Source organism: Nostoc sp. DedQUE07, from assembly GCF_034530975.2.
Taxonomy (GTDB): Bacteria; Cyanobacteriota; Cyanobacteriia; order Cyanobacteriales; family Nostocaceae; genus Nostoc.
Map to the genome: position 1 here is coordinate 46,100 of NZ_JAVRCC020000048.1, position 7,770 is coordinate 53,869.

General features: G+C 42.0%; 7 protein-coding genes. 4 read left to right on the top strand and 3 right to left on the bottom strand.

Features of this window, described 5'->3' with window-relative positions:
- The first annotated feature begins 25 nt into the window (after positions 1–25).
- Positions 26–271, top strand: coding sequence for a hypothetical protein (locus tag RMZ95_RS26810; RefSeq protein ID WP_322682188.1), 246 nt, complete (start codon positions 26–28; stop codon positions 269–271).
- Positions 272–486: 215 nt separating this feature from the next.
- Here the strand turns inward: RMZ95_RS26810 and RMZ95_RS26815 are convergent, their stop codons facing one another.
- On the bottom strand, positions 487–816 hold the full coding sequence (locus RMZ95_RS26815; protein ID WP_322672931.1) for a DUF2973 domain-containing protein: 330 nt from the start codon (positions 814–816) through the stop codon (positions 487–489).
- Positions 817–1,124: 308 nt separating this feature from the next.
- Positions 1,125–1,442 (bottom strand): DUF2605 domain-containing protein, encoded by a 318-nt coding sequence (locus tag RMZ95_RS26820; RefSeq protein WP_322672930.1) that lies wholly within the window; start codon positions 1,440–1,442, stop codon positions 1,125–1,127.
- A 525-nt stretch (positions 1,443–1,967) separates the two neighbouring features.
- Between RMZ95_RS26820 and thrS the strand changes: the two genes are divergently transcribed.
- The 3 genes from thrS (at position 1,968) to RMZ95_RS26835 (ending at position 5,252) form a co-directional block, all read left to right on the top strand.
- A complete protein-coding gene (gene thrS / locus RMZ95_RS26825; protein ID WP_322682200.1) occupies positions 1,968–3,803 on the top strand; it encodes a threonine--tRNA ligase in 1,836 nt (611 codons plus the stop codon).
- A 361-nt stretch (positions 3,804–4,164) separates the two neighbouring features.
- A complete protein-coding gene (locus RMZ95_RS26830) occupies positions 4,165–4,659 on the top strand; it encodes a hypothetical protein (RefSeq protein WP_409883893.1) in 495 nt (164 codons plus the stop codon).
- Between the two features lie 365 nt (positions 4,660–5,024).
- The gene (locus RMZ95_RS26835; RefSeq protein ID WP_322682190.1) at positions 5,025–5,252 is read left to right on the top strand and encodes a hypothetical protein; all 228 of its coding nucleotides are present in this window, start codon (positions 5,025–5,027) and stop codon (positions 5,250–5,252) included.
- Positions 5,253–5,350: 98 nt separating this feature from the next.
- Here RMZ95_RS26835 and RMZ95_RS26840 read toward each other — a convergent pair.
- On the bottom strand, positions 5,351–7,770 hold a 2,420-nt coding region (locus tag RMZ95_RS26840), incomplete at its 5' end, for a PBS lyase (RefSeq protein ID WP_409883895.1).

The following is a 7,770-nucleotide window of genomic DNA, read 5'->3' on the forward strand; positions in this document are numbered from 1 at the left end:
CTAATCCGTAATACTCTAAATACTTATGAACAGACAATCTGATTTGCTATCGGAACTATGCGATTTTTTATATCCTCGTAGTCCATATTATGGGCAATTTAAACCAGAGTATCTAGTATTTAACGCTAATCTTCAAGATTTTTCTCAACGGGTAAACTACATTTGCAGCCTCCAAACTAGTGGTAAACTTTCACCACAAGAGGCTTACAAACAAATTCACATCCTCTGGAGACAGTTGAAAAGTGCTAAAAAAGAATTGGAAATTCGCTAGCTAAATAGAATGAAAATTGTATACGCCTGCGATCGCAGTCTTTGCAAGATGAGTGGAGTTGTCCACCAATTGAGTATTTTTAACAAAATGTAAAAAAGTTACATTGACTGGATTGATATGGAAATAAATTTTTACTCAGAAAAAAATTAAGGATGTAAAAACAACAACCATTTACACCCAAATTGCTAACAGACGCGATTAATCGCGTCTCTACATTATGCTTCTTCTGAATTATCTCTTTTATGTCCTGGGGATGCTTCGTAAAGTGCATCGAGATGTTGACGCGCATCTTCAACGTTAATTGAACGCATTATCAAAAGTGGCTCTTTAATTAAATTCCCCGCGCTATCTAACAACTCTGGATGGGGTACAAACTGTTTTTTTGATGAATAATAACCAGAGTTACGTTGGTTATTCATTGGCGAGGAATTCGTTGGGTAAGTTCGCTCCCGATCGAAACTGAACATAATCAGGTTACGAATTAAGTTGCCAACAGCTATAAATGCAAGGATTGTAAAAGCAAGAATGTAAAGCAGATGTAACATTGGATTTTCCTCCAGAACAGCAATTTTTAAAACTTTATTTTGTAACGCTTTGTTTCGCCGATACTGTACTCACAGTTAAGACGAATATTCTACGCACTTTTCAGGCGCTTACATTTATATGAAGCTATTTGTCAACCGTTATTCCACTTACGGTAGCATAGGATACATTATTTTGCTAATCCAGTTAATGTTAAGAAATTGTTAAGAATTTTCTACTATTTTTTTAACGACTGATTTACCATCTTGCGTAGACGCTTCCTTGGTAAGTCTTGAGACATCGCTAAGTTGTCTGCCGAAATTTAGCGCGCTTAGACTTCACGTCCTTGACGAAAGCGCATTGCGACATTCCAGCATTCTGTTACTAATTCATGCCAAGGCATTAACGTTGCCATATCAATTCCGACTTGTTTATCAGTTGCATTAAATAGCATCTTCGCCGTATTTAGTTCATCCTGCGCTTGCTTAACCCGCAAGAGCAAGTCAGATTGCTCTTGGTGACTCATAAATGAGAGTTCCTCAGTTTCGAGTAAATGGCGCGATCGCGTAAACCAATGCTGAAAATCTTCCAGCAGCGGATCTAAAACCGTTTTAAACAACTCAGGCCCTGGTAAATTTGAGTCTGACATAAATAAGAGGGATATTTCAAACTTGCTTACTAATATTAACGTTATTTACGTTTCTTAATACTTTTTAGATTTCTCTCATAATTACTTAATGTAAAATTTTGTAACAAAGGGCACAAAATTTATTATATAGTCTCGATCTCTGGTTTGTACAGTGCCTTTGGACAGGCATCTATAGGCATATATGACAGCGAGTTGCAATTCATAAGATAATTTAGCGATGTCTACGACGGGCTATGCCTACGCGGGCAATCCTGAATTTGAAACTCACGGTAACAAATCAAAAATTTATCTTTATTTTTGGATTGAAGAAGAATTCAGAAGTCAAAATTCAAGACTCAGAATCAAACCGCTACGCAAAGTCATTAGCTATTAGTCATTAGTCATTAGTCATTAGTTATTCGTAACGGACAAATGACAACGGACAAATGACAAATGACTAATTAACCAAAGTCGTTATAGTTGAATAAGCCTACAGATTCAGATAAATCACCTTTTGTAATCACCTCGCCAACGGTTCAGCAGCCAATGTCGCCAAATTCATCAAATCAGTCACAACAGTCAGAACAAGTTGAAAAAATCTATTTACCGCGTACCAGCGAATCGGAGAACTTAAAAAAGATTCGCCACACTGCTTCCCATGTTATGGCAATGGCGGTACAAAAGCTGTTTCCCAAGGCGCAAGTTACAATCGGCCCTTGGATAGAAAACGGTTTTTACTATGACTTCGACAGTCCAGAACCATTTAGCGAAAACGATCTCAAAGCCATCAAGAAAGAGATGGCGAAGATTATCAATCGCAAATTGCCAGTAATTCGGGAAGAAGTCAGCCGCGAAGAAGCCGAACGCCGGATTCAAGGAATTAATGAACCTTACAAGCTAGAAATCCTGGGAGATATCAAAGAGGAGCCAATCACAATTTACCACCTGGGGAATGAATGGTGGGATTTGTGTGCGGGGCCTCATCTGGAAAATACTAGTGAATTAAACCCGAAAGCAGTTGAACTAGAAAGCGTTGCTGGCGCTTATTGGCGTGGGGATGAAACTAAAGCCCAATTACAACGCATCTACGCCACCGCTTGGGAAAGTCCAGAACAACTCGCTGAATATAAGCGACGCAAAGAAGAAGCGCTACGGCGAGATCACCGGAAACTGGGTAAGGAACTGGGATTATTTATATTTTCCGATCTAGTAGGGCCGGGTTTACCTTTGTGGACACCCAAAGGCACTTTGTTGCGGAGTACTTTAGAAGATTTCCTCAAGCAAGAACAGGTAAAACGGGGTTACTTATCTGTAGTAACACCCCATATTGCCAGAGTAGATTTATTTAAAACTTCTGGACATTGGCAGAAGTATAAAGAAGATATGTTCCCCTTGATGGCAGACGATCAGGAAGCTGCTGCACAGGAACAGGGCTTCGTGATGAAGCCGATGAATTGCCCCTTCCATATCCAAATATATAAGAGTGAGTTGCGCTCTTATCGGGAACTACCGATGCGACTGGCGGAATTTGGTACTGTTTACCGCTACGAACAATCAGGGGAATTGGGCGGTTTAACACGGGTGCGCGGTTTTACTGTGGATGATTCTCACCTGTTTGTCACTCCAGAACAGCTAGATAGCGAATTCCTCAGTGTAGTGGATTTGATTTTGTCGGTGTTCAATAAGCTGCAACTGAAGAACTTTAAAGCTAGACTGAGTTTCCGCGATCCTGCTAGTGATAAGTACATCGGTTCAGATGAAGTTTGGGACAAAGCCGAAGGTGCAATTCGCCGTGCAGTTGAAACCTTGGGAATGGAACACTTTGAAGGGATTGGAGAAGCGGCATTCTATGGGCCAAAACTTGACTTTATCTTTAGTGATGCCCTAGATCGCGAGTGGCAATTAGGAACTGTACAAGTAGATTACAATTTGCCTGAACGCTTTGAGTTGGAATACGTCGCCGAAGATGGTGTTCGCAAACGTCCAGTGATGATTCACCGTGCGCCTTTTGGATCGCTGGAAAGGTTGATTGGGATCTTAATTGAAGAATATGCAGGTGATTTTCCTTTGTGGTTAGCGCCAGTGCAAGCTAGATTACTGCCAGTGGGTGATACACAGTTAGACTTTGCGAAAGATGTGGTGGCGAAGATGCGTGCATTAGGCATCCGTGCAGAAGTTGATACCAGTGGCGATCGCTTGGGTAAACAAATTCGCAATGCAGAGAAAGAAAAAATACCCGTGATGGCAGTGGTAGGAGCTAAGGAAGTGGAAACTAACACCTTAAGTATCCGTACCCGCGCCTCTGGGGAATTGGGAGTTATAGCTGTAGATGAGGTGGTAGATAAGATGAAAGATGCGATCGCTAAGTTCGAGAATTTCTAAAATCTAACCGCAAGCGCACACTAATCATATATTGGTGTGCGTTTTGTCTAGCTGGTAGGTTTTGGGAAGGTGCGATCGTAACGTATTTAATTATTAAAGGCTCATTAATGGAGTTCAAAGACTTGTTAACAAAGATCAAAGGTGGATTCATCCAGTTCAAATACTCATTTTAATTTTAACTTTTCATGAGATTTGGAAGAGCATAAAGTATCACAGACAACAAAAGTTTTCTCAATCACCGCACTCAAGAAAACTTTTCAAGTTATTTAAGACTGATAGGATTGATTTAAAGACTTGTGGAATCTGCTCTTCGTAAACAGACTGGACTTGCATAAATTAATGTCAATAATTTTTGACTAACATGATGAACCGCTTTACCTCTATTTTGCTGGCTGGCTTGATAGCATCTGCATCAGCTTTGGCTATTTCTCCAAAAGCTGAGGCTAATACACCAGCGTCTTATCTTGCTGAGTTTGATAGCTACGGCTATGAACACAACAATGATGCTAACTACGAACGTCATAGTCGTCACTACAGAAATGGTGATTATGACCGCCACAATGACCTTCGCAACATTCGTGACGATCGCCGCTATGACCGCGACAATAACCGCCGCTATGAGCGCGAAAATAATCGCCGCTATGAGCGCGAAAATAATCGCCGCTATGAGCGCGAAAATAATCGCCGTTATGAGCGTGAAAATCATCGCCGTTATGAGCGCGAAAATAACCGCCGTTATGAGCGCGAAAATAACCGCCGATATGACCGCGATAATGACCTTCGCAACATTGATAATAACCGTCGCTATGAGCGCGATCGCGGCTGGGAACGTAGAATCATTGTGCCTACGTATTAAGCTTAGTTCCAAGTAAACTGAGCATTGATTCTACTTGGCAGTAGGACAAACACAATCTCTTTATTCCAGTCATATCATGTCCGCTTGATTGCTTATTAAACCCAAAAAACCCCACCCCGCTAAACCTGCGTTTTATCTCCCCTCCCCGCAGGCGGGGAGGGGTTGGGGGTGGGGTGCAATGACTATGGGAATCATAACTAACTATGCGGACATAATATCATTCCAATATCTGACTTTTCACTCTTATCTAGAAAACCTCGCTTCTATTCCCTAGTAAGGAAACTTGCTCAGGGATTAGGTTTAGCGTTAGCTATTCTACACGATGTGAAAGGTCAGATTTTTATTAAATTAAGAATTTACCCTTAGTGCTAGACTCATTAATGGAGTTCAAAAGCTCATTAATGGAGGTAAAAGGCTCTTTAATGGAGTTCAAAGACTCATTAATGGAGGTAAAAGGCTCTTTAATGGAGTTCAAAGACTCATTAATGGAGGTAAAAGGCTCTTTAATGGAGTTCAAAGGCTCATTAATGGAGCTAAAAGGCTCTTTAATGGAGTTCAAAGGCTCATTAATGGAGCTAAAAGACTCATTTTAATGAAATCAAAAATTTCCCCTCAGCCTATAAGTCTCTTTCTTAATTACGAATTACGTTAGCGTAGCAGCGTGTAGCCCATTACCAATTACGAATTAATCTCACGCCCTTGGTCGCAACAATTGCACAAAGGTATCACTCACAGTATGGTCTTTGGTATCAGCAGCGTATTGAACTAATTTTTCCTTCAGTTCTTTCGCTGCATCTAACGGTAGTAGTGTTGCTAGCAAAAAGTAGACACCACGAAAACGGGGGTCGTCCATGTGGTCAAGGAGACGGTTTTTAGCTTCCTCACTCTCGCCGAGAAAGTTCTGCACTAAAAAGAAATCCATAATCTTGTCGTGGCGAAAGTACCATTCTCTCTTGGCTTCGCCTTTTTCGTCTTGCCACTGACGGCTGACAACCATTTTATATTTATCGTCTTCTAAAGACTGTAATACCTGGTAAAATTCATCCGCAGGTAACGCCTGTTTATCGTTCAGCCGCATTTGATAGACAGCATCGGAGAATTTTTTCAGGGGAAATTCTTGATTCCACTCTTGCAAATATTCGGCTGCCATCAAATTATATTGATGTTGTTGCAAGTGAAACAAATCGGGGTATTCACCTTGGGATAACATCAGGGCTACCACAGTTAAATCCATTGGATTAGAGAGAACTTTCTCAATCGCGCTTAATTCCTGGGGTGATTGCTGATTAGTGAGGGCTTTGGTTAAAAAACTAGCAGTGGCTTGCTCATAATTAGTACCTTGAACTTTGGCATTTTTGGGCAATCGTGGCTGACGGGAAATCAGAAATTGCTGAATTTGTGGTTCTTCAAGGGGGAGCAATTTATATATTTTGGCTGTTGAGGGTGGTGTCCACTCTAGGGGTTGGGTGGTCATGATGATGTTACCCCGAAAATAGCTTTCGGCAAACTGACAGATTTTTGCCCTGGTGTCGGCGGTAACTTCATTGAGTCCGTCAATGCAAATATCTAATGCACCACTGTAAATTAAATTCTTGAGAAAATTAGCATCTTGTGCTTGTCCGTGCAGCTTGGCTTGAATTGCCTCAATTACCCCTTTGTCACACTTGTGTGCAGGTAGATAAACCACAAGCCGCCCAGAAGTTTTTACCAAATAACGCAGAAACATCGACTTACCCAAGCCAGAATCACCTTCCAAGATGACTTGTCCTTTGATGCTAGGTAGCACTTGGGTAATTGGTACGGGTTCCTCTACACCGGGAACTTTCACTTTAGAATTTGGGAAATAAGCTTCGGGGTTAAAATTATCTAACCCGGCATCGGCTAGTAGGGAAGGCTTGAAAGGTTCAAATAACTTTTCGCGGAAAAAGGGAACCCAGGTGAGAATTAAGCCGACGTAGCCGACACCGAGAATGCGCCTCACCCAAGGATTCCAGAAGAAGATGGCTTGAACTTGGGGAAATTTGGGATAAGCGAAGATGAGGGCAAGCCAAAAGGCAGCATGAATCAAAATAGTAGTTCTGGCGTTGAGAAACCACTGCCAAGTTTTGAGGTTAACTATTACTGATTGCAGCGAATCAGCTTCGTTGTAGCCAGCGTTTTTGAGGTTATTGTAGTGAGTTTCTAAAATCACAATATCTTGCGGTTGCCAATGGACTTTTCTCGCAACTACAGCAATTTGCTTTGCTAAGTCTTCCCGTAATCGTGCTAAACCTTGGCTAGGTTCCCAGACTTGAGCAAAGATTTTGAGAGTTTTATCACCGCGATCGTGGCTTAATGAAACAGGAATTGTTTTAGGCTCAGGAAAACCCAGCCATGTAAGCAGTGTTTTGATTTCATCAGTGCCGCCACTCAGAAAATATGTCAAAAATCGCCACTGTTCAAATTCTGATTGACCTGCGTAATAGATGCTATCCAGAATTACAACAATATTATTCAGGTTGAGTTGTTCTATCTTTCCCAATGCCGATGCTGCACCGGAACGACCACTATTGTCAACGGTTTTATCCTTGAGGAAGTCGAGGATGTCTTTGATGTAGGGTTTGGCAGCCTCCCCCAGATTTCCCAATCCCACTGCTGCACCGGAACGAACATCTTTATCAACGGTTTTATCCTTGAGGATGTCAGCGATGTCTTTGACGTAGGGTTGGGCAGCCTCCCCCAGATTTCCCAATGCCTCTGCTGCACCGGAACGAACATCTTTATCAACGGTTTTATCCTTGGGGATGTCAGCGATGTCTTTGACGTAGGGTTTGGCAGCCTCCCCCAGATTTCCCAATGCCTTTGCTGCACCGGAACGAACATCTTTATCAACGGTTTTATCCTTGAGGATGTCAGCGATGTCTTTGACGTAGGGTTTGGCAGCCTCCCCCAGATTTCCCAATGCTGATGCTGTACTGGAACGAACATAAGACTCAACGGATTTATCCTTGAGGATGTCGAGGATGTCTTTGACGTAGGGTTTGGCAGCCTCCCCCAGATTTCCCAATGCCGATGCTGCACCGTAACGAACAATTGAGTCAACGGATTTATCCTTGAAGATATCGAGGATGT